The 18,230-nt window shown below is 58.3% G+C and carries 26 protein-coding genes and 3 pseudogenes; 14 read left to right on the top strand and 15 right to left on the bottom strand.

Annotation, left to right across the window (positions count from 1 at the left end):
• Positions 1–108 precede the first annotated feature (108 nt).
• From CWS35_RS08060 to CWS35_RS38855, 3 genes are all read left to right on the top strand, one after another.
• Positions 109–1,029, top strand: coding sequence for a metal ABC transporter solute-binding protein, Zn/Mn family (locus tag CWS35_RS08060; RefSeq protein ID WP_371682862.1), 921 nt, complete (start codon positions 109–111; stop codon positions 1,027–1,029).
• A gap of 95 nt (positions 1,030–1,124) precedes the next feature.
• Complete coding sequence (locus CWS35_RS08055; RefSeq protein WP_100951613.1) at positions 1,125–2,120, top strand: hypothetical protein; 996 nt, start codon at positions 1,125–1,127, stop codon at positions 2,118–2,120.
• A gap of 206 nt (positions 2,121–2,326) precedes the next feature.
• The gene (locus CWS35_RS38855) at positions 2,327–2,683 is read left to right on the top strand and encodes a hypothetical protein (protein WP_157817094.1); all 357 of its coding nucleotides are present in this window, start codon (positions 2,327–2,329) and stop codon (positions 2,681–2,683) included.
• Here the strand turns inward: CWS35_RS38855 and CWS35_RS08045 are convergent.
• Together CWS35_RS08045 and CWS35_RS08040 are read right to left on the bottom strand one after the other, a co-directional pair.
• A complete protein-coding gene (locus CWS35_RS08045; RefSeq protein WP_210202774.1) occupies positions 2,662–2,922 on the bottom strand; it encodes a hypothetical protein in 261 nt (86 codons plus the stop codon). The genes CWS35_RS38855 and CWS35_RS08045 overlap by 22 nt on opposite strands.
• 102 nt (positions 2,923–3,024) lie before the next feature.
• The gene (locus CWS35_RS08040; RefSeq protein WP_100951611.1) at positions 3,025–3,393 is read right to left on the bottom strand and encodes a hypothetical protein; all 369 of its coding nucleotides are present in this window, start codon (positions 3,391–3,393) and stop codon (positions 3,025–3,027) included.
• Between the two features lie 278 nt (positions 3,394–3,671).
• Here CWS35_RS08040 and CWS35_RS38850 point away from each other — a divergent pair, with 278 nt between their 5' ends.
• Positions 3,672–3,842 (top strand): hypothetical protein, encoded by a 171-nt coding sequence (locus tag CWS35_RS38850; protein WP_157817093.1) that lies wholly within the window; start codon positions 3,672–3,674, stop codon positions 3,840–3,842.
• 51 nt (positions 3,843–3,893) lie between these two features.
• On the opposite strand, the pseudogene CWS35_RS08035 reads toward CWS35_RS38850, so the two are convergent.
• From CWS35_RS08035 to CWS35_RS40580, 3 genes and pseudogenes are all read right to left on the bottom strand, one after another.
• Positions 3,894–4,249, bottom strand: a pseudogene (locus tag CWS35_RS08035) (fructose-bisphosphatase class II); the annotation flags it as partial.
• Positions 4,250–4,276: 27 nt separating this feature from the next.
• Positions 4,277–4,561 carry a hypothetical protein gene (locus CWS35_RS40585; protein ID WP_371682861.1) on the bottom strand — a complete coding sequence of 95 codons (285 nt, stop codon included), beginning with the start codon at positions 4,559–4,561 and terminating at the stop codon, positions 4,277–4,279.
• A gap of 112 nt (positions 4,562–4,673) precedes the next feature.
• A pseudogene (locus tag CWS35_RS40580) lies at positions 4,674–5,093 on the bottom strand (hypothetical protein).
• 265 nt (positions 5,094–5,358) lie between these two features.
• Here CWS35_RS40580 and CWS35_RS08025 point away from each other — a divergent pair.
• Complete coding sequence (locus CWS35_RS08025) at positions 5,359–7,047, top strand: Na/Pi cotransporter family protein (RefSeq protein ID WP_100951610.1); 1,689 nt, start codon at positions 5,359–5,361, stop codon at positions 7,045–7,047.
• A gap of 89 nt (positions 7,048–7,136) precedes the next feature.
• Here the strand turns inward: CWS35_RS08025 and CWS35_RS08020 are convergent, their stop codons facing one another.
• The gene (locus CWS35_RS08020) at positions 7,137–7,517 is read right to left on the bottom strand and encodes an NUDIX hydrolase (RefSeq protein WP_100956138.1); all 381 of its coding nucleotides are present in this window, start codon (positions 7,515–7,517) and stop codon (positions 7,137–7,139) included.
• Between the two features lie 1,042 nt (positions 7,518–8,559).
• Here CWS35_RS08020 and CWS35_RS38845 point away from each other — a divergent pair.
• The 3 genes from CWS35_RS38845 (at position 8,560) to CWS35_RS38840 (ending at position 9,910) form a co-directional block, all read left to right on the top strand.
• Positions 8,560–8,739: a hypothetical protein gene (locus CWS35_RS38845; protein ID WP_157817092.1), complete on the top strand. Its 180-nt coding sequence runs from the start codon at positions 8,560–8,562 to the stop codon at positions 8,737–8,739.
• A 22-nt stretch (positions 8,740–8,761) separates the two neighbouring features.
• A complete protein-coding gene (locus tag CWS35_RS08015; RefSeq protein ID WP_100951609.1) occupies positions 8,762–9,478 on the top strand; it encodes a Crp/Fnr family transcriptional regulator in 717 nt (238 codons plus the stop codon).
• Between the two features lie 243 nt (positions 9,479–9,721).
• Positions 9,722–9,910 carry a hypothetical protein gene (locus tag CWS35_RS38840; protein ID WP_157817091.1) on the top strand — a complete coding sequence of 63 codons (189 nt, stop codon included), beginning with the start codon at positions 9,722–9,724 and terminating at the stop codon, positions 9,908–9,910.
• A gap of 580 nt (positions 9,911–10,490) precedes the next feature.
• Here CWS35_RS38840 and CWS35_RS39995 read toward each other — a convergent pair.
• The 6 genes and pseudogenes from CWS35_RS39995 to CWS35_RS07985 all read right to left on the bottom strand — a co-directional run bounded on the left by CWS35_RS39995 (position 10,491) and on the right by CWS35_RS07985 (position 14,161).
• Positions 10,491–10,673 (bottom strand): sensor histidine kinase KdpD, encoded by a 183-nt coding sequence (locus CWS35_RS39995; protein WP_245438907.1) that lies wholly within the window; start codon positions 10,671–10,673, stop codon positions 10,491–10,493.
• Between the two features lie 53 nt (positions 10,674–10,726).
• Entirely contained in the window at positions 10,727–11,113 is a 387-nt protein-coding gene (locus CWS35_RS39990; protein WP_245438906.1) for a sensor histidine kinase KdpD, read from the bottom strand.
• A complete protein-coding gene (locus CWS35_RS39985) occupies positions 11,017–11,427 on the bottom strand; it encodes a hypothetical protein (RefSeq protein WP_245439139.1) in 411 nt (136 codons plus the stop codon). The genes CWS35_RS39990 and CWS35_RS39985 overlap by 97 nt, the downstream gene beginning before the upstream one ends.
• An 11-nt stretch (positions 11,428–11,438) precedes the next feature.
• Positions 11,439–11,658: pseudogene (locus CWS35_RS08005) on the bottom strand (alpha/beta fold hydrolase); the annotation flags it as partial.
• A gap of 431 nt (positions 11,659–12,089) precedes the next feature.
• Positions 12,090–12,899, bottom strand: a complete 810-nt coding sequence (locus tag CWS35_RS08000) for a transglutaminase family protein (protein WP_100951608.1) — start codon at positions 12,897–12,899, stop codon at positions 12,090–12,092.
• A gap of 1,010 nt (positions 12,900–13,909) precedes the next feature.
• Positions 13,910–14,161 carry a hypothetical protein gene (locus CWS35_RS07985; RefSeq protein ID WP_100951605.1) on the bottom strand — a complete coding sequence of 84 codons (252 nt, stop codon included), beginning with the start codon at positions 14,159–14,161 and terminating at the stop codon, positions 13,910–13,912.
• Positions 14,162–14,590: 429 nt separating this feature from the next.
• On the opposite strand from CWS35_RS07985, the gene CWS35_RS07980 reads away from it, so the two are divergent.
• The 4 genes from CWS35_RS07980 (at position 14,591) to CWS35_RS07965 (ending at position 16,263) form a co-directional block, all read left to right on the top strand.
• Positions 14,591–14,758: a DUF3606 domain-containing protein gene (locus CWS35_RS07980; RefSeq protein ID WP_100951604.1), complete on the top strand. Its 168-nt coding sequence runs from the start codon at positions 14,591–14,593 to the stop codon at positions 14,756–14,758.
• 139 nt (positions 14,759–14,897) lie between these two features.
• Positions 14,898–15,461: a GAF domain-containing protein gene (locus tag CWS35_RS07975; RefSeq protein WP_100951603.1), complete on the top strand. Its 564-nt coding sequence runs from the start codon at positions 14,898–14,900 to the stop codon at positions 15,459–15,461.
• Between the two features lie 50 nt (positions 15,462–15,511).
• Positions 15,512–15,889 (top strand): response regulator, encoded by a 378-nt coding sequence (locus CWS35_RS07970; protein WP_100951602.1) that lies wholly within the window; start codon positions 15,512–15,514, stop codon positions 15,887–15,889.
• A 191-nt stretch (positions 15,890–16,080) separates the two neighbouring features.
• On the top strand, positions 16,081–16,263 hold the full coding sequence (locus CWS35_RS07965) for a hypothetical protein (RefSeq protein WP_100951601.1): 183 nt from the start codon (positions 16,081–16,083) through the stop codon (positions 16,261–16,263).
• Positions 16,264–16,304: 41 nt separating this feature from the next.
• Here the strand turns inward: CWS35_RS07965 and CWS35_RS07960 are convergent, their stop codons facing one another.
• The 3 genes from CWS35_RS07960 to CWS35_RS07950 form a co-directional block, all read right to left on the bottom strand.
• The gene (locus CWS35_RS07960) at positions 16,305–16,520 is read right to left on the bottom strand and encodes a hypothetical protein (protein ID WP_245438904.1); all 216 of its coding nucleotides are present in this window, start codon (positions 16,518–16,520) and stop codon (positions 16,305–16,307) included.
• A gap of 59 nt (positions 16,521–16,579) precedes the next feature.
• Positions 16,580–16,822, bottom strand: a complete 243-nt coding sequence (locus CWS35_RS07955; protein ID WP_100951600.1) for a transcriptional regulator — start codon at positions 16,820–16,822, stop codon at positions 16,580–16,582.
• Between the two features lie 97 nt (positions 16,823–16,919).
• Entirely contained in the window at positions 16,920–17,129 is a 210-nt protein-coding gene (locus CWS35_RS07950) for a cold-shock protein (RefSeq protein ID WP_100956134.1), read from the bottom strand.
• Between the two features lie 441 nt (positions 17,130–17,570).
• Here CWS35_RS07950 and rpsU point away from each other — a divergent pair, with 441 nt between their 5' ends.
• Positions 17,571–17,849: a 30S ribosomal protein S21 gene (rpsU, locus tag CWS35_RS07945; RefSeq protein ID WP_100956132.1), complete on the top strand. Its 279-nt coding sequence runs from the start codon at positions 17,571–17,573 to the stop codon at positions 17,847–17,849.
• Positions 17,850–18,006: 157 nt separating this feature from the next.
• Positions 18,007–18,222, top strand: coding sequence for a hypothetical protein (locus CWS35_RS38835; protein ID WP_157817090.1), 216 nt, complete (start codon positions 18,007–18,009; stop codon positions 18,220–18,222).
• Positions 18,223–18,230 lie beyond the last annotated feature (8 nt).

The following is an 18,230-nucleotide window of genomic DNA, read 5'->3' as shown; positions in this document are numbered from 1 at the left end:
CTCTTGTTCCAGCTGTGTCGTGACACTCCAATACTTGCCAATCCGCGGCGGCGGTTTCATTTCGACTTGGCCTGTCGATCGACACACGACATCCCCGTCTGGCAGAAGATCTGCCTTCGACGGTTTCTGCTGATCTTGGTTGGCCTTGCGTCCGCGTCGATCCTGCCCGCGTCTGCGCAGCAAGGGGCAACGAAGTTAAAGGTGGTGGCAACGTTTTCGATTCTCGGTGATTTCGCCAGGAACGTTGGGGGTGATCGGGTCGACGTCACGACGCCGGTCGGTCCCAACGCGGACGTCCACGTCTACACGCCGACGACCGCCGATGCGGAGGCGATCAGGAATGCCGGACCTGTAATCGTCAATGGGTTTGGCCTGGAGGGCTGGGTGCCGCGCCTTGTCGAATCGTCAGGCGGCCATGCGACCACCGTCGTCGCAACCTACGGCATCGTACCGCGAAAGGTCGTTGCGGGCGAGATACTGAGTCGTGATCGCGGCGCAGGGTCGCTGGATCCGCACGCCTGGCAATCCCTTGCGAACGCCGAGATCTATGTCGCCAATATCCGCGACGCAATGGTGGCCGCCGATCCCGCCGACGCTGCAACGTTTAAAGCCAACGCATCGGCCTATCTGGCCAAGCTGGGGGCACTCGATCACGACGTTCGCGAGGCGCTCACGCCGATCCCTGTCGAGCGGCGCAAGGTGATCTCAACTCACGCCGCCTTCGGTTATTTCGCCGCTGCCTATGACATCACGTTCGTGGCGCCGCAGGGCGTTTCGACCGAAACCGAGCCGAGCGCGCGGGATATCGCAACCATCATCACGCAGATCATGAAAGAGAAGATTCCAGCGGTCTTCCTGGAAAACATCAGCGATCCCAGACTGATGCGCCAGCTTGCCTCCGAGACTGGAGTGGCAATCGGCGGAACGCTTTATTCGGATAGCCTGACAGCGAAGAATGGCGAGGCTCCGACCTACATCGAGATGGTCAGGCACAATATCAGAACGATTGCGAGCGCCCTTATGGAGTAGCCGGTTGTCCGGCCGCGAGATCCGGCGCGAACGGTTGAATACACTGCGATCCTTGAACTTGCGGGCAAACGGTTCGAAATGGGAGAATTGATCCGGTGCGGTTAAGGTCCATCGTTCTGTTCTGCGGCCTGTTCACTATCACCATCGCTTCATTGGCGTCGCCAAGGTCTTTTGCCGCGGAGCAATCGTCGGATGTTCCGGCTTGGCTGAGAGCCCATGTCGGAGAAGGCGAAGGTCAAATCGCAAAAGTGGTCTTGCAGAGGGCGCGCGCGCTTTACCAGCAAAAGGTGAGCCAAGGCGCGGTTAAAAATCCCTGCTACTTCGCCATGGACGCGACGCGTCCCAACGATCTAAGCGATGGCAGATTGGGGGGCCGGTTCTACGTCATTTGCGAATCCAAGAGATCGTTTCGCGCGATTTCGGCGGGTCACGGCGGCGGTCGCGATTTGAAGGGGGTCGCAGATTTCGCGAACGGAAGACGGTGCGCGAAGAACTTCGGCAATGCGATGGATTCAACTCTGACGACTGGCGGGGCCTATGTCACCGGCGAGACGAAGACGTCTTTCAAAGGTTACTACCGTATCTCGGCGAAACAAGACGCGGTTCTGATACGCTCGTTTGTTCAGTTTGATGGTGAGGGCGAGACCGCAAATGCCCGACAGCGCGAGATCGGCGGGCACCCGGCCGAGTTGTTGAGAAACGTCTGTCTTCGAAAGGATCCACGCAGTCCGCACGCAAACCACGACGGTTACGTTCCTTTTGGAGTGCTAGAGAATTACGCTGGGGGCCGCAGCAACGGTTGTACCAGTTGGTCGCCATCGGACGCCGGCCAAATCATAGCGATGGTGAAAGATAATCCGACGACGCTTTACATCTATCCTGACTCTGCCGACATCGAGGCCGTCGCGCGAGCGGTTGCGGCCGGCCGGTCACTAACCGGCATGGGACTATATTGGAACGCTTCCTGTTTGAACGAAATCCGCCTTCCGAAATTTTGGCCAAGAGAATCCCTTGAGCCGATCCTGGCTCAGTACAAGAAGGAGCATCCGGCACCGGCGCAACTGCCAACGCCGATTTGCAAGGCACAGTGAACTTCCGCGCTTGTGGCCTGTCTCTCGTGCTGGTTATCTCGCTGATCTCCGGAATAGCAACGACGGCCTCGAGATGACCCGCTGGTTCAGCACCTGCGGGGAGGTCCAAAGTTTCGTCGGGATTAGGACTCTCTCCTGCCGAGGACAAGAGATCTCAGGGGGCAAATAAACCGCACGATCAGAAGCCACTTACTGAGGAGTGCCGAATGACCATGCGAACCTCGTTGTTGGCTCTTTTCTTTCTGCTTTGCAGTGTGGCGACGGCCGGTGCCAAGGGCAGCGCCGTCACCAAGAATGATCCCTGGAATCCTCATCATATCGACGATCTGCCCGCCGAAATCCGACAATACATCGCTGCCATCTGCAAGGGGCCTGCCAGCGCTCAGAATGATTTTGCAACTTACTCGCCGCAGGAGAAGCGCTGGCGGATAAATCTCGAATATCTTCGATGCGACGGTTTGGGCGAATATCGCCGAGGAAATCAATGTCTGGATATTGACTTTATCGCCGTCGGCTCGCATTTCCGGTTCGCCAGAAAAGACTACAGAGACTGCGGCTTCTGAATCTCGGCCGGGGCATCGCCTGTGGCAATGCGCCCCGAAAATAGCCGGAGGCAATAGACAAGCAGTTCGCCTAGGCCACTGACGATGCCGACGATCGTTCCGCTTGCCTGAAGGCTCGCCAGGTAAGGACCGACGATACTTCGAGAACCTTCGTAGGTGAAGTCGGCAAAGAAGCTCAATATGCCGATCAAAACAATAAGCCGGAGGGCGACGCGGCTGTGTTGCGAAGCGGTGCTCATTGCTTCACCCGGATAGTTCCGTGTTGTTTTCTGCAGAACGCTCCGCCGCGCCTCTCGTACCCAGCCATTTGGATCTCCCACCAAGGTTTGACCTTGCAGGAGTCATTGACCCATCGGGCGTTCCAAGCGAACTCCACCGCCGCGCGGATATACGCTTTCAGAATAGACCATATTGGTGACAAAGTTGAGCGGCCTGCTCGGTTTCGTGCCCGATATCTTGATCGTGCCGAGTTGCAGCCTATTTTCTTCGCAGGTGGTGGAGTTCGCCTTTAATAGCCTCCTGGCCGATAACCCCTGCAGAAACTCTTCGAGGACATCGAAGGCGCCGAGAAGGCCAAGCGCAAGCCTCGCAACGGCGATGCCGTCGAAGGGCTGGGGGATGACGTGGTGGTCAGTGCGGCGGCACGGGCGATCGCACGGAGGAAGGATAACAACACGCTTGAACTCCTTTCCGGACTCGCCAAGATGCATCCGCTCAATGGGCTCATCGCCGCATTGGCGACGTTTCGGCAGCCCAGCACAATATCCGTCCTTATCGATGCACTAAGTGAAGATGAAGTTCGTCAGACGGCGGAAGTAGCGCTAGCCTCGTTCGGACCTGAGGCACACCCGGTCCTTCTGAACGCCATAGCTCGCTTTAAGTTTACGAATCCCCCTCAGAATCCCAACTTCGGAAGTGCCGGAGCCTGCTGCTCTTGCTCGGAGAAGCTAGGCTCAACTCAAAGGATTTCGAACAACTGCGTTCGTTCATGACGAATTCGGACCTCCAACTGTCGCTGTTGGCGTGCCGAGTCGCCTTGCGCAGCGAATCGAAGCGCGTCCGCTCCGAGGCTCAAGCGCGGCTCGGCGATTTACGTGAGCGGGCGTCCTGGTTCGAGCGACTGCAGATTGATCAGGACCTCGCCTCGGCCAACGACTGATCATCCGCTGGCGTCATAAGTTGGCGCACTCTCAGCACTTGGGAAACAGAACCCGGATACCGCAAACAGGCAGTCGCCGCTGACCATGTCTTCGATCTGGTGTTTCTTGCGGGATCCACGACACCCATATCGGCCGCGCGTGCCCGGGCATCCACCTCATCGAGAACAAGGCGAGCTTGCATCTGCCCCCGACTGCAGCGCAGCGAGGCCGGGGCGAGCACAGCCTCTGGCGCTCCGCCGATGCCCATGTAGATGTCGATACCCGTATTGTCGGGGTCGGCCGTATGGATGACGCCAGCGACGTCACCGTCCGTGATGAGGCTGACTGCGGCGTCGGACTTGCGAACCGTCATGATGAGCTCGGCGTGGCGAGACCGGTCAAAGGACAAGGACTGTAATGCGGAGGGCCAGCCTGCAATTGAGATGTACGAGGCTCATCTTGGGGTATCGCCATGACGCCCGACTCCATGCTTCAGAAAAGGACTCTCATATATTGCCGCGGGTCCCAGCTCGCGCTCAATTTCGAGCAAGCGATTGTATTTTGCGAGTCGTTCGCTCCGCGAAAGGAATCCAGCCTTGATTTGTCCGCCGCCCATCGCGACCGCGAAATCGGCAATAAAAGTGTCCTCGGTTTCGCCAGACCGATGAGATATTACGTAAGCCCAGCCTGCGTCCCGACACATCTGAACAGCCTTGATTGTTTCCGTCACGGTGCCGATCTGGTTTAACTTGATGAGGACCGCATTGGTCGCACCGCCCTCGATGCCCCCTTTGGATAAAACGAGGATTGGTCACGTAGAGATCGTCGCCCACGATCTGTATCCGATCGCCTCAAGCAGCGGTTTGTCCGCAAAAGCCGTCCCAGTCGTCCTCAGCAAACCCATCCTCGATCGAAACGATCGGATAGACGTCAACAAGGCGGCTGTAGAGAGTGAGCAGCTCGTCGCGCGAGAGGATCTTGTTGCCCTATCTGGCAAAGACATACCGGCCGTCTTCGGCGAAAGAGGTTGCTGCTCGGTCGAGCGCACTCGCGACGTCGCCGCCGGGGCGCAGGCCCGCCTTCCGGACCGCGGCGACGATCAATTCACAGGCTTCCTCGATCGACTTCAGGTTTGGCGCAAACCCACCCTCGTCGCCGACCGCGGTCGAATATCCGGCGTTGTGCAGGAGGTCGTGGAGTGCGTGGAACGTCTCCGCGCCGTAGCGAAGCGCGCCTCGGCAAAGTTCGGTGCGCCGTGGGCGCACGATCATGAACTCCTGGAAGTCGATGCTGGGATGATGGGGCAGTACACACACCTGTGCGCGAACAGATCCGGAGTGATCGATCAACCCCAAGTCACGGATAACCGGACGTAGCTCAGATACGCCGAAATCGACGCGACCAAGCTCCAAGCTGCGGATTTATCGTGCAATTCGGCGGTCAGCCGCGATATCATCTTGCCAAATGCCCGGTTCAAGAGGCTGGGTCCGTTCCCATACTCGGATTGTGGAACGAAGGGAGGAAAAGTTGAGCAGCATGGTGCTCCTCGATCTCCTGGGAGGCGTTGCGCTGCTGCTGTGGGGCCTGCATATGGTCCATAGCGGTATCGTCCGGGCCTTCGGATCTGATCTGCGGCGCCTCCTCGGGACCGCGCTGCGCAACCGCTTCTTGGCCTTCCTTGCTGGACTTGCCGTCACGGCGTTCCTGCAAAGCAGCACCGCGACCGGGCTCATGACCGCCTCATTCGTCACCGGCGGCGCCGTCGATCTGGTCCCCGCGCTTGCCATCATGCTGGGCGCGAACGTCGGCACGACGCTTATTGTTCAGGTTCTCTCCTTCAATGTGACTGCGATAGCGCCGTTGCTTTTTTTGGTCGGCGTCATTGCCTTCAAGCGTGGCAGCCAGACGCGTACGCGCGATCTTGGGCGCGTGGCGATCGGGATCGGGCTCATGCTGCTGTCGCTCCATATCCTGCTCGACACGCTGGCGCCGGCGGAGGATGCGCCGGCGGTTCGAACGCTTCTTGCCGCGATCACTGGCGACCCCCTGCTCTGTGTCCTGATGGCCAGTGTACTGACCTGGGTCGCCCATTCCAGTGTCACGGTCGTGTTACTGATCATGTCGCTGGCGTACTCTGGCTTTATCACGCCGGTGGCAGCACTCGCCCTGACTCTTGGCGCCAATCTCGGAAGCGCCATCAACCCCGTCATCGAAGGCAGCGACAGCAGCAACCCAGCCAGCTATCGCTTGCCGTTTGGCAACCTCCTCAATCGCCTGGTCGGGTGCGCGCTCGCATTACCGTTCCTGCATCCGATTGCTGACGCCCTCAGCCGGTTCGAACCCAACGCGTCACGCATGACGGCGGACTTCCACACCGCACTTAACCTGCTAATGGCGATCGTCTTCATCCTTCCACTGGGCTGGCTGGCTTCGCTCTTGATCCGGTTCCTGCCGGAACGGGCGAAACCCAACAATCCCGCGAGCCCACTCTATCTCGATGAGGCCGTCCTCGGCACGCCGCCGATCGCGCTCGCGTGCGCAGAACGTGAGGTCCTTCATCTGGGCGACATCGTCGAGAGCATGCTGCTTCAAGCCATGACGGCACTGATGAGCGATGATCGCCGGCTTGTCGCTGAAGTCAGCCGGATGGACGACACGGTCGACAAGCTCGATGAGGCGGTGAAGCTGTATGTAACCCGGCTCACACGAGAGAGCCTGGATGAGCGGGACGGTCACCGTGCGATGGAGATCATCGCGTTCTCCATCAACCTGGAACACATCGGCGACATCATCGACAAGAATCTGATGGAACTCGCCCAGAAGAAAATCAAGCGGAAGCTTGCCTTCTCCAAACAAGGCGTTTCAGAACTGGAGACGTTTCACCAGGAGGTCATGAGTAATCTCAAGCTCGCCTTCAGCGTTTTCATGTCCGGCGACGTGAAGATCGCCCGGCAGCTGATCGCGGAGAAGGCGACGTTGCGCACGGCGGAGCTGGCCGCTGCCGAGAGCCACTTGGAACGACTGCGCGAGCGTCGCCCCGAAAGTATCGAATCGAGCTCGTTACATCTCGACGTGCTGCGTGACCTGAAACGCATCCACTCGCATATATGCTCTGTCGCCTATCCGGTGCTGGAGCGCGCAGGTGCTCTTCAGCCGAGTCGTCTCCGCGTGGTCGAGCCGGACGAAAGCTCACCTGATGGCAAAGATGCCGCCTCGGCGGGTTAGCCACTCGAACTTGCGCGCTAGGTGACGACGTTGGCTCCTCGTTTGGAGCGCGGTTGAGCATGCCGTCCAGACGACGATAAGTGCTACCGCTAGCGCTTGGAAAAGATTTCGTCTCTGATGTAACGCGACGTGGGCGTAAGCTGCAACCCGCGAGGTTTGCGCCATGCAGCTCTATCGATCTCTTTCTTGTCGCCAATCGTCAGATTGCCAGACGCCTTCTTCGCGATGAAGATTGCGTCGCTCATCTTCCTTCCGGAGAAGCGATTCTTGGCCTTGATCTCTTTCCAGAGCGCAAGTTTTCCGAGTTTGAGCTTAGGAAGCTCTTCGCTGATCTCCCTACGCAGGCAGTCCTTATCGCTCTCGCGTGCGCGCTTTCGTCCGCCCGGGAACATCCACAGTCGGTCGCGTTTGCGCCGTACCAAGAGTACCTTTCCTCGCTTGATCGCTAACAGCTTCGCAGATCTCGCCATAGCTATTGGGCACCACCTATGTTGGACGCCGTCGTCAGCCTGCTGCAATTGTCGAAGATATCTTGATTCGGGGCACTGCCAAGGAGGGAAACCTACTAAACGCCAAGGGTGTAAGCGCATGGCAAGCACCACTTCAGAGCGTTCCTGAATGCCTGCGCGACGAACAGAGGTTGGTTGCCTCCTCGTGCCGGAGGCGCTCTATCGAGAGCTTGCTCGGTATCGGAGGTCACGGTGAGGCCGGACCGCTGCACTCGGAACGTTTAGCGATTTCGAAATGTGGCCTTTTCGCCCACTCCAGGCCTCCGATCCGCCTGCCCAGCAAATCCGTTGGCGCGTCAGGGTGCAATCAGATCAGGTAGTCTTTTTCCTGTGCTTCGGCTGCCTCGACAACCCTCTTCGTAATCTTGACCATGACGTTCCTTCACTCCGGGCGCGACCTCCCGCGTAAGCAGCACGTAAGCAGGCAGGGGAAAATCAGTGCGGGTTTTCGGATAGGAACGTCGCTTGTGTTGTTGAAAATATCCAGTTGCATCAGCCGGATATCGTAGAATAGCGTGCCCTAATCGCATTTTTCGGATGGGCACGTTATCTTGCTCCGAAGGCAAAGGTCACACGTTCGAATCGTGTCGGGTACGCCAAGTTTCCTTTTCTTACAGAGAGATATGCGAGCCGCACTTGAGCTTTCTCAACAGTGGCACGAGCACGTAAGCAATCTGCCCTAATTTGAATCAGCAAAGGCAATGACCACGGAGACCCTGATCGCGCGCTCGGTCAGTACTAGCGGATCGTCGGCTTGGCCGCCAACCGGGAGGCGCACCGGACCGCTGCGAAGCGACACCTTCCCGCGCGCTCGGCATGCGGAGAAGCAACGCGCACCGAAGGCTACCGTTCAAAGTTTGAGCCGGATCGTAGAGGCGATTTCTCGCTCTGCGCGCGAGCGGCGCGCTATGGCTTCTGATACGGAGGAGAAGCTGCGTGGTGGCGGAAAGAGTGTGAGCCGACCCACTCGAAAACCGCGACGAACCGGTAGACGAGAGCTGCTTTGTCGGCGATCATTCCGGCATCAAAGCCCCTGCACAGTCGCCGACACGTGGAGGCGTCGGTCATCTTCAACGGCGAGACCGTGCACAGCCGCTTCGGCGCGGGCGAAGATCTGGATAATTTCTCATATCTGCGTCCGTTCCAGCGTATGTTCGCGGGCCGGACCGGACAGCTGCTTTGAAAGGTTGGGAAAGGAACCTCAGATGCCCATCGAAATGATGATTCGCAAGTTGCGGCAGCACTCTGATTTATCCAACGAAGATGTCGAAGCGCTCCGGTCCATCGTCGCCCCGGCCAGGAATTTTCCGGAAGATTCGCCCATCTTTCGCGAGGGGGACCTTAGCACTCGATGCTGCGTGATCTTGAGCGGCTTTGCGTATCGATCCAAAGTTTCGGAAGAGGGCAAACGGCAGATCCTATCGTTCCACATTGCGGGTGATATGCCCGACCTTCACGGCCTGCCACTGAAGCGGATGGACCATGATCTGATGACCCTCTCGAAAGTGGAGCTTGGCTTCATCGATCACGATGCGCTCGAACGCATCCTTGATGCGCATCCGGTTTTGGCAAGGGCGCTCTGGCGCGAGTCGCTTATTGACGCCGCGTTGTTCCGGCAATGGATCGTCAATCTGGGAACACGATCGGCTTCGGGGCGTTTGGCCTATCTAGTTGCGGAATTGCGCCAGCGACTTGGAGTAATGGGCTTGGTGGCCAACGATCAATTCAAATTTCCAATTACTCAATCTAAGCTGGCCGACGCGTTAGGATTGAGCGTCGTGCATATTAACCGCATCCTCCAAGCGTTCCGAACTCAAGGCATCCTCGATATAAAGCGACAGGTCGTCACGCTCGGCGACTTCGAAAAGATCGTCCAGCTCGGCGGGTTTGACAGTCTTGAGGACTACACGAGCCCTGAATAGCGCCTGAGCATTGCGGCCTAGGAGCAGACATCGCCCCACATACTCCAGGACAACGCCGGAGAAATCTTCACGCGCTTCAAAGCGAGATCGGTGAACAGCGACGGGATGAGCGATACCGGCCCCGGCCGCTTGTGTGCCGCAGGGGATTGACGGCAACGCACGCGTCATTGCCCGAGAGGCGATGATTTGATCGTGGCAAACTGGAGTCTGGTAATCCGTCGATTTGCAGCGCATAATCGCCGAATGAAGAGCTATTTCACCCCCCGCTTGCTAGAGGTCACTCTCACACCTCTGGAGCCGACGCTTTGGAAATGGCACGTTTCCGAAGCGAGCCTCGAGGTTGCTCACGGTTATGCGACAAGCCGGGAAACGGCGCAAATCGACGGCGATCATGCTCTATTTGCGATGCTATCTGTCGCGCCGCCGCGTTGATCCTCTTGTCCGTTGGTTGATTCAGTCTTTTCAGGCCAAGTTGGAAGTAGCTATTGGCCGAGCTGGAGCGCATATTGTGCCGATGGACATATTTCCTCGATTTGAAGCCAAGGTCATGACGAGCGGCCGCTGGTTCGTTTCGGTAACGACCGGGTATGGGCCGGACTCTCATGTCGGGGATTTCGCAACCGACAAAGACGCCAAAGACTGGATTTCGACCAAATCGAGGTACTGGCCCGGCAAACCGGCTACGCCATAGTGACCGGGCGCGATGAATGGACGATAGACCTTCAGTGCCCGAGATGCAGAAGGATCGACGTAGCTCGGCTCTCACAGGCGAATGGCTATGACTTCAGGAGAGGCGACACCGCTACCCGCGCCGATCATGTGCCAAAGGGCTTTATCTGCATTGACCCAGCGACCGGCAATTTCCAGTGTTCGAGATGCCAGGTGTCAATTCCGTGATCCGGGACCGTCAGCATGCTTGCCAAATCGCCGGCGGGCATTGACCGAAACATCCCGCTTGTGGGGACGGCCCAGCCAGCAGGTCGTGGTCTTGCCCAACGCGTGAATGGCTGAATCAGCTCGTCGCGGGACGGAGAGGCATCCTGAACGTAAACCTTGTCTCTTCTTCGGTCGAGCTAACGGTCAATTCACCTCCATGAGCCGTTGCGATCTGGGAGGCGATGTAAAGGCCCAGTCCGAGTCCTCGCCTGCTGGCGTGAGCATTCCCGCGAAAAAAGGGCTCGAACAGCTTGCCCATGGCCTTTTCCGGGATTGGCTCGCCCGAATTCGCAACCCGAGTTCGAACTCGTCTTATCTGTTGGAAGCTCCATGAGTCAGAGCGTTCCCGAGGAGATTTGAGAGCAGCTGTCCGATCCGGGAGCGATCGCAGTTCACCGTTCGGCCGATTTTGAATTCGGCCTCGATGACGCGGCCCGGTGAAGCGAGCCTTAGTTCGTCGACGGTGCCCATGAGAACCGGCTCCAAGGGCTTTGCCGCATCGCGATCCAGCCCAATGCCCCCGCCCAACCGGCCGCGGGCGAGATCGAGTACGTTGTCAATCAACCCGGCCATTCGCATGACCGTCGTCTGCATCATTGCGATCACCTGATGCTCTTTGTCGGTTTGTACCGAACGGTCGAGAATGCGCGCGCCTGCGCTGATCGAGGCGAGGGGGTTGCGGAGATCGTGACCGAGCACCGCGATGAATTGTTCGCGCAGCTCAGAACTTTCATGCTCGCGCCGGAGTTCTCTTCCGCAACGCTTTCCGCTACCTTTGCGAGCTCTCGGGCTCCGAGTAGCTCCTTTTCGTAACGGCGTCGGTCGGTCGCTCTGATGAGCGCCAGGCGGATGGCGAGCGGCTTGCCTTCGGCATCGCGTCGCTCGGCCGCGTTGGCGATCATCTGCAGCGGCTGTCCGTCCGCCCTGAGAACGTCGATGGCGAACTCCTCGAAAGTGCCCTGGATTCGCAACAGCGGAGCGATATGAGTTTCGTAGTAGATGCGTCCGGCCACGGTCAGGACGTATAGCCCGACAGGCTCGAATACTTGTTTCTGTCGTAGGCGCTGAGGTCCGAGCCGCCTGCTCCGACCTGGTCAAACAGGATCGTGCGGAAGTTGCTCTCAAGAGCAGGTGCCACGAACCGCCACATATTCTGGTCGCGGCCGAAGCCATGGGCAAACATCATCGCTTTTTTCGCCGCTGCCGCGGATGTGCACATTATTTCGTTCTACGACTCCCGGCATCAGCATCCCTTTTTGAGCGACTTTGCGTCAGCATTTCTTCGCTACGTGCATCCAATGCGAGTGGGTACCGACGCGGATCGAGCAGCCCTGGGAGCGGCCCAGGAGTTCGACGGCGCATCGGTTGACCCGGATGATGAGGCAAGTCGATGTCGCAGGCGTAGACGGCCAAGTGAGCGCGTCGGGGGCCGCCTGGCCCAGCCCAAGGAAGGGTCCGAGCGGAGGTGACTGCATCCGGGTATCGAGCTTGAGCGAGGACATACGCGCCTCGAATTGGGCGTTCACGCTATCAGGAAGAACGCAGTCGTGCTAAGTCGCTGCCCGAACTTACCTCTCCGCGCTCGCGCAAACCTGAGCTCCATTGCGATCCCGGGCGCCTGCGCAGCGATGTGGCCGGGGCGATATCGACTATCTGCTCAAGGTCGGGCTGTCGGTTACCCGGCGACCTCGTCCGTCCACACTCTGAAGCTGATCAGGGAGTTCGGCCCGAATGTTTGGGTGATCGGAACATCGGCGGCGTCACGCCCCTGCGCAATCAAGACGCGGCCGATCCGCGGCACGAAATTGCGGGGATCAAAGGTGTGCCACCTGCCCCCGAGATAAGCTTCAAACCAGCCGGCGAAATCGCCTGCGGCCCAGGGTTTTGGAGTGCCCATGTCGCCCAGATAGCCGGTGCAGTAACGCGCCGGGATATTCATGCAGCGGCAGAACGCGATGGCCAAATGCGCGTAGTCGCGGCACACGCCTTTACCCTCTCGATATGCCTCGAATGCCGTCTTGGTGGATTTCGCATGTTCGTATCCAAAGCTGATATGACGATGCACGAATTCACAGATTGCGTGCACTCTCGCCCAACCTGGCGGCGTGTCTTGAAACAAGTTCCAGGCAATGTCGGTGAGCCGGTCTGTCTCGCAATAGCGGCTTCCGAGCAAATAGACCAAGGTATCAGCAGGCAGGTCCTCTACTGCGTGTTGTCCAGCCGATGGAGACACCGGGTCGGGCAGCCCGCTGTCGCGCACGCAACCGTCGGCTGCTAGACGTATTCGCCCGGCAGGCGCAACGATCCGGCTGCACCAATTTCCGAACAGGTCACGGTACGGCGTAATCGGCACCGAAGGCTCGGTTGTCAGGGAATCCGGGACGATGACATCTGACGCGCGAGAAAAGTGAGTGCCCAACACCATGATCATCGGGGTCGGCTGCGGAAAATCGTAGAGCATTTCGAATCCGACATTGATCTTCATTCGAAATGCGCTCCTTTGCGACGACCCTTATGGCAGGTGGGGAAGGAATCTCCGAAAACAAGGCTTAGCGAGCCCGCGCCTCATTGTGACCCACGGAACGACGCGCCATTGTTCGGTTCGCCAAGCTGGCCGAACATTGCCGGAGATCGTCAGATCAACTTGAGCTCCAAGCCAGATCGATAGGAACCATGCTACTTCAGGAATGTTATGCATTCCGTTTTTGGTTGGCAAAGTCGTTGGAGAGGAGCGATGAAGCAACGGCGGCGGCGATTTAAGCAGATTCATTCACTCGAAGAACGTCTTAGCCAAGAAGCCAAAGCACTCAGGACGCAGGCGAGGCAGTTGCCTCCGGGGCGAGTGCGAGAAGCACTGCTGAGGAAAGCTCGGAATGATGAAACGGCCGCTCACCTCACACAGTGGCTGATGTCCCCCAGCCTTCCGCGATCGCAATGATGCAGAAAGCTCCGCTGATCATCATCAACGTGTCGAATCCTGTAGCTTTCGACGGAAAAGGCAGCATCATTATACTTGAGTATACTGATGAGGATGCCGCAAAGAAGGTGGCTTGGAAGATTGCCAGGGAGACGGGGCGGTCTGTGACGATACGCCGCGAGGACATGTGCGTGATCGAGACAATTCCAGCTACGGCCCACTAAAGTCATTCGATCTACTTCAGCCGGTGGATTCTTTCACAGCGCTGAAGGCCCGCAGCTGCCTTTCATCTGGATCGGCCATGGCACCTGTTCACGCCGTGAGCGGACAAGGGTGCCAGACGAGGCATCCGATTTCTTCGACGAGGAAACTCAATGCGCCGGCTCTGAAAAGTTACGCCGCCCACTTGAAAAGATGCGGACGGCGCTTCTCCAGCCCCGAGAGGGAACGAACAAAATCCCGGTTATAGGTCTGTCTCCCCGGGGGGAAGATAGGTTCAGGCCCGTTGGGCGAATGTTGCCCTGAGAACGACGATGGCCGGCAATTCCCGGCGTCTCCGCAGGGCGGAGTCTGCCGCGTCAAGAATCCCGCTTCAATCGTGAGGTCTCTTGCGCGTTCTGTGAATCGATACTGCTGCGGATGTAATCGTAGATGTCGCCGCCCAGCTGCGCCTCGATCTGCTCTTGTGTGAAGCCTTGATCCTTGGCGGCTGTCAACAAGCGTCGGACCAGTTCCTCAATCTCGGGCCGACCGCGCCGCACACTGAATTGCTCGTCAGCATGCACGCTGTTCTTCAGCCAAAACTCTACGAATTCTCTTGCCGTGGACACCGTGATACCCCGTTACAACCGCAAGCTATATCAGTTGCGGCGACGTTTGAAGGAAAACAACCTCATTTGGAGGTCGTCGGCGACGACACTGACCACGTGAGGGCCGGCATCCGAATGCGATTGCTCCCGCCGCGGGCGCTCCGACCGAGCCATCACGTGGGAGTGGCTCGTTTCGCGGAAGACAAAGGCGCTCCGGAATGCCACGAGGAAGCGGATCGGACCGGGCGCGGGGCGGTCACCTGGACGCCAGACGTCCGCGCTGATGGCGACTGCAAGAACGCCTGGGAAGGCGGGAACATCGGCAGGCGCCAAGCGTTGCTCATCTGTAAACGACGGTTTTAGTAAAGCTCTGGCAGCCGCTCCATCGCCTTCCGGCACGTCGGTACCCACTGCAGGGTACAGCTTGACCCTCCATCGAAAGACAACGCGATGTTCCGGCGCAAGGCTGCCTCGTTCCGCAATGCCATCGATCTGAAGGACAAGGTTCAGGTAAAGGTGCTACGCAAGCGCCTCAAGCTTTCGGAGGCGCAGTTGATGACGGCGATCCGGAAATCCGGAAACTCGATCGCAGCGCTTGTCAAGGAAGCCGCGAACTGACCCGCATTCATCTTGCGGGACCACCTTGGCTGCTCACCAAATCACGTGGCGCAGTAACAGACTGGATTGACCATCGGTCGGTGGAGCGGTACTTATTGTTGAAGGCGCTGATCTGGTGGGTCTGACAAGATGCCAAAATATGAACGACATTAACGCCGCCCAGCGGGTAGACGCAGGGCGGGAGTGGGACGAACGGGACCGGCTCTCCGCCCTCGAGCGTTACGGAATCCTCGATACGCCAAGGGAGCCTGATTTCGACGATATCGTGCGGCTGGCCGCGGACACTTTTGGCGCGCCGATCGCGGTCGTGAACCTGATTGCAAATGGCCGGCAGTGGTTCAAGGCAGAAGTCGGAATCGGGACTCGTGAACTTCCGCTCGACGTCTCGATCTGCGTCCACGCCATCCTGCAGGGCGACACCATGGTCGTTCCCGACACTCTTTTGGACGATCGATTCGTCCGCAATCCTTTGGTCACCGCAGCAGGCGGGCTTCGCTTTTATGCTGGCGCCCTGCTGAAAACCGAGGAAGGCCTCCCGCTCGGCACCGTCTGCGTGCTCGATCGCCAGCCGCGCCCCGAAGGCATCACCGACCACCGTGGCGAACCCGTCCGTAAAAGGCTTCGGATCAAGATTGATCGAAATGGGTCTCATCGGAACGGGAGGCGTTGCGCTTCGTTACCTGTCTACTGGGTTCGAAGCTGACTTCTCAGCCCCTCTCTCTCAGGTGCAACAACCTTGACGGGAGAGAACCAATGACAGCCTACAACGGAAGATGCAGGCCTCTCGTGTTGGTCGTCGAAGACGAACCGCTGCTGAGAATGGCGGCTGTCGATATGGTCGAGGAAGCCGGCTTTGAGCCGGTCGAAGCCGCCGATGCGACCGAAGCCGTCCGCATTCTGGAGGCGCGGCTCGATATTCGCGTCGTCTTTTCCGACATCGACATGCCGCGCGGCATCGACGGGATGAAGCTTGCGGCTCTCATCCGCAACCGATGGCCGCCGATCGACATCATCTTGACGTCCGGCCACGTCGACGCGTCTGAAGTCGATCTCCCTGTACGAGGCATGTTCTTTTCCAAGCCGTACAACGAGAAGGTTGTGGTCGCAGCGATGAAGAAATTTGTAGGATGAGACACGAACCTCCAACAATGACTTGCTGCCCGGAAGTTCGCTCGTGTTATGGTCGAGCCATGCGTGCCAGACGCGCTTCGGGATGCCGTGATCCCCGGTCAAATTGTCCTGGCCAGCCACAGCCCGCAATTGGACAAGCCGTGGCAGCACGCCTGCATGGCCAGAACGCAAACAAACCCTGAGAGGCAAAAATGATCAAGAGTGAAGCGAATGCTCGGCTTCTGCAGCAAGCCAACAATGCCTTCAAGACGATTGGAGGCGAAACACCAATGAGCGATTACGCGAAGTCGCAACGATCCTTTCACGAAAATCTCGCTCGCTTGAAAGCAGAACGCTTGGCGCGTGAAGGCAAATCGAAAGACGGGGCGGAATAACATAGTGCCAGTAGGCGCTGTCGGTCTCGTCCTAGCCTAGACTAGAGCATTGAGAGCACGACGATCCCGTCTTCGAGCTCGCCTGAAGCGAGGCGCATCCGCGCCATTTGCTCGAACTCGGTCCGATATTTGTGAAGATAGCTGAACGCTTGCTTGTCGGTCTGAAATGTCGTGGTTAGCCTGCAGATCTGGCGCGCTGCGCCGAGCGCAAGGGAAAACGTGATCGTTCCGCTGCCGTCTGACTTGGCTCTACGCACAATCCGCCCCATTGCCATTAAACTACGTTCGCAGACGCATCGGCCGCTGCGGTAATCGGCTATCGAGCCGGCTTGCTTCTGCGTTTCGTCGGCGCGCGCGTGGGCAAGGATGCCGAGAGAACGGCGTCAGCAGCTTCCTTGGTCTCGCGGAGATCTCGAAGTCGCGCCATGTTCTTCCGAATGTCGGTGCCCCGTCTCTCGACATCCAACAATGCCCGCGCGCCTTCTTCAGCCGCGAGTCTTTTGCGATTGAAGCGCGCGATGCTTTCGGGCGACGGCTCCACTGATTTTTTGGCGCTCATTTCCCATCACACCTTGGCACGGACAAAACCCGCTCAATCCGTAGGTCGAGCGGGCAGAGCGGCCGTTTCAGTACATCCGTGAAACGGCTCCGCAAGATCACGCCAGCGAGAGATTCTCAGCGCTGACTTTGCCTCGCATCTTGTCGCTCTTGGCCTCGTAGCTCACCTTCTGGCCTTCGGCCAGACCGGAAAGACCAGCGCGTTCGACCGCGCTGATGTGAACGAACACATCGTTGCTGCCGTCGTTCGGCTGAATAAACCCAAAGCCCTTTTGGCCGTTGAACCACTTAACAGTACCTGTCGTCATTTTCATTCTCCAAAGCGCACAAGCGCGTTCCGCGTGACGGTCACGCAGCATTTATCAACTTCGTCGATGTCTTTGGAAAAGGAGCCCGCGGGCGCGTTCAACAAGGCACAGCGGCTAATCGAATAACTCATACATACACAGCCTTCTCACTTTTTACAAGGATGGCGAGCAAGTTTGTTTTGCAAGAGCGTTTCTGGAGCATCGTTCGAGCAGGTTCGAAAGGGCTCGTCATCGTAAGAGGAGCGCTTTATCGATTGACATGGCTGTCCGGGAGTGGTCCCGTCACTCACATCGAACTGGATGCCGTGACGTAAGCCCGGCGCGTTCGATGCCGGCGAAGACATGCCGCCGTTTTTTCCATTCTCACAATCGCGACGAGTTTCCTGCGCGCACGGCTGCATGCAGGACCCGTCGCATTCGCAGCCCAACGGGGAGTTTCATTTGCAGGTACTTGTTCGCGACAACAATGTCGACCAGGCACTTCGCGTTCTGAAGAAGAAGATGCAGCGCGAGGGCGTCTTCCGGGAAATGAAGCAGCGGCGCTCCTACGAGAAACCTTCGGAGAGGAAGACACGCGAAAGAGCCGAGGCCATTCGCCGAGCCCGCAAGCTCGCTCGCAAGCAAGCCATCAAGGAAGGCTTGCTGCCTGCGCCTCCGAAGAAGAAACTTCCGGAACGTAGGCCACCTCTGCCGCAAATTGCCAGCAAGGAGCGCTCCTAGAACTCTCGCGATTGGAGGAGTGCCGAGCCGAATATCAAGGGAACATTGTCGTCATTGATCCATTTCAAGTCAGCGGTACTGCTTGTGACGCGACGGGAAGCGTCGATCAAGAATCAACGAAGTTCCTAGGCCGGTTCTTCAATCCCTGGAGGTTTCGATGGCGAAATCAAAAGATGATAAGACGGCTCGTCGCATTCATAGCCAGCGCAAGCGTGCTGTTCATCTGGCGGGCGCGGCAATCGATCATAAGGCCGACAATCGTGCCAGTGCCGATGATCAAGCGATACGCAAGCGTCGCTTGGTTGAAGGGCCTGCAGAATTCCGAACCGTCCGCGTCGATCGTTCGACAAAGAAGGGGTCTACCGATAGCTAAGGGATCGG

The sequence above is a fragment of the Bradyrhizobium sp. SK17 genome (assembly GCF_002831585.1).
Classification (GTDB): domain Bacteria; phylum Pseudomonadota; class Alphaproteobacteria; order Rhizobiales; family Xanthobacteraceae; genus Bradyrhizobium.
The sequence above is the reverse complement of the archived record's forward strand: the minus strand, read 5'-3'. Positions and strand labels throughout refer to the sequence as shown.

Bases quoted from the DNA above. Each gene is read 5' to 3' on its own strand.
- CWS35_RS38850 (WP_157817093.1), top strand. From the start codon at position 3,672: ATGACGAATTCGGACCTCCAACTGTCGCTGTTGGCGTGCCGAGTCGCC.
- CWS35_RS07950 (WP_100956134.1), bottom strand. From the start codon at position 17,129: ATGACGACAGGTACTGTTAAGTGGTTCAACGGCCAAAAGGGCTTTGGG.
- CWS35_RS08045 (WP_210202774.1), bottom strand. From the start codon at position 2,922: ATGAGCACCGCTTCGCAACACAGCCGCGTCGCCCTCCGGCTTATTGTT.
- CWS35_RS08000 (WP_100951608.1), bottom strand. From the start codon at position 12,899: ATGAAGATCAATGTCGGATTCGAAATGCTCTACGATTTTCCGCAGCCG.
- CWS35_RS07965 (WP_100951601.1), top strand. From the start codon at position 16,081: ATGATCAAGAGTGAAGCGAATGCTCGGCTTCTGCAGCAAGCCAACAAT.
- CWS35_RS38835 (WP_157817090.1), top strand. From the start codon at position 18,007: ATGGCGAAATCAAAAGATGATAAGACGGCTCGTCGCATTCATAGCCAG.
- CWS35_RS08020 (WP_100956138.1), bottom strand. From the start codon at position 7,517: ATGGCGAGATCTGCGAAGCTGTTAGCGATCAAGCGAGGAAAGGTACTC.
- CWS35_RS07975 (WP_100951603.1), top strand. From the start codon at position 14,898: ATGAACGACATTAACGCCGCCCAGCGGGTAGACGCAGGGCGGGAGTGG.
- CWS35_RS07955 (WP_100951600.1), bottom strand. From the start codon at position 16,822: ATGAGCGCCAAAAAATCAGTGGAGCCGTCGCCCGAAAGCATCGCGCGC.
- CWS35_RS08040 (WP_100951611.1), bottom strand. From the start codon at position 3,393: ATGCATCTTGGCGAGTCCGGAAAGGAGTTCAAGCGTGTTGTTATCCTT.
- CWS35_RS07980 (WP_100951604.1), top strand. From the start codon at position 14,591: ATGTTCCGGCGCAAGGCTGCCTCGTTCCGCAATGCCATCGATCTGAAG.
- CWS35_RS08015 (WP_100951609.1), top strand. From the start codon at position 8,762: ATGCCCATCGAAATGATGATTCGCAAGTTGCGGCAGCACTCTGATTTA.
- CWS35_RS38855 (WP_157817094.1), top strand. From the start codon at position 2,327: ATGACCATGCGAACCTCGTTGTTGGCTCTTTTCTTTCTGCTTTGCAGT.
- CWS35_RS39995 (WP_245438907.1), bottom strand. From the start codon at position 10,673: ATGGGCAAGCTGTTCGAGCCCTTTTTTCGCGGGAATGCTCACGCCAGC.
- CWS35_RS07970 (WP_100951602.1), top strand. From the start codon at position 15,512: ATGACAGCCTACAACGGAAGATGCAGGCCTCTCGTGTTGGTCGTCGAA.
- CWS35_RS08025 (WP_100951610.1), top strand. From the start codon at position 5,359: ATGGTGCTCCTCGATCTCCTGGGAGGCGTTGCGCTGCTGCTGTGGGGC.
- CWS35_RS38840 (WP_157817091.1), top strand. From the start codon at position 9,722: ATGAAGAGCTATTTCACCCCCCGCTTGCTAGAGGTCACTCTCACACCT.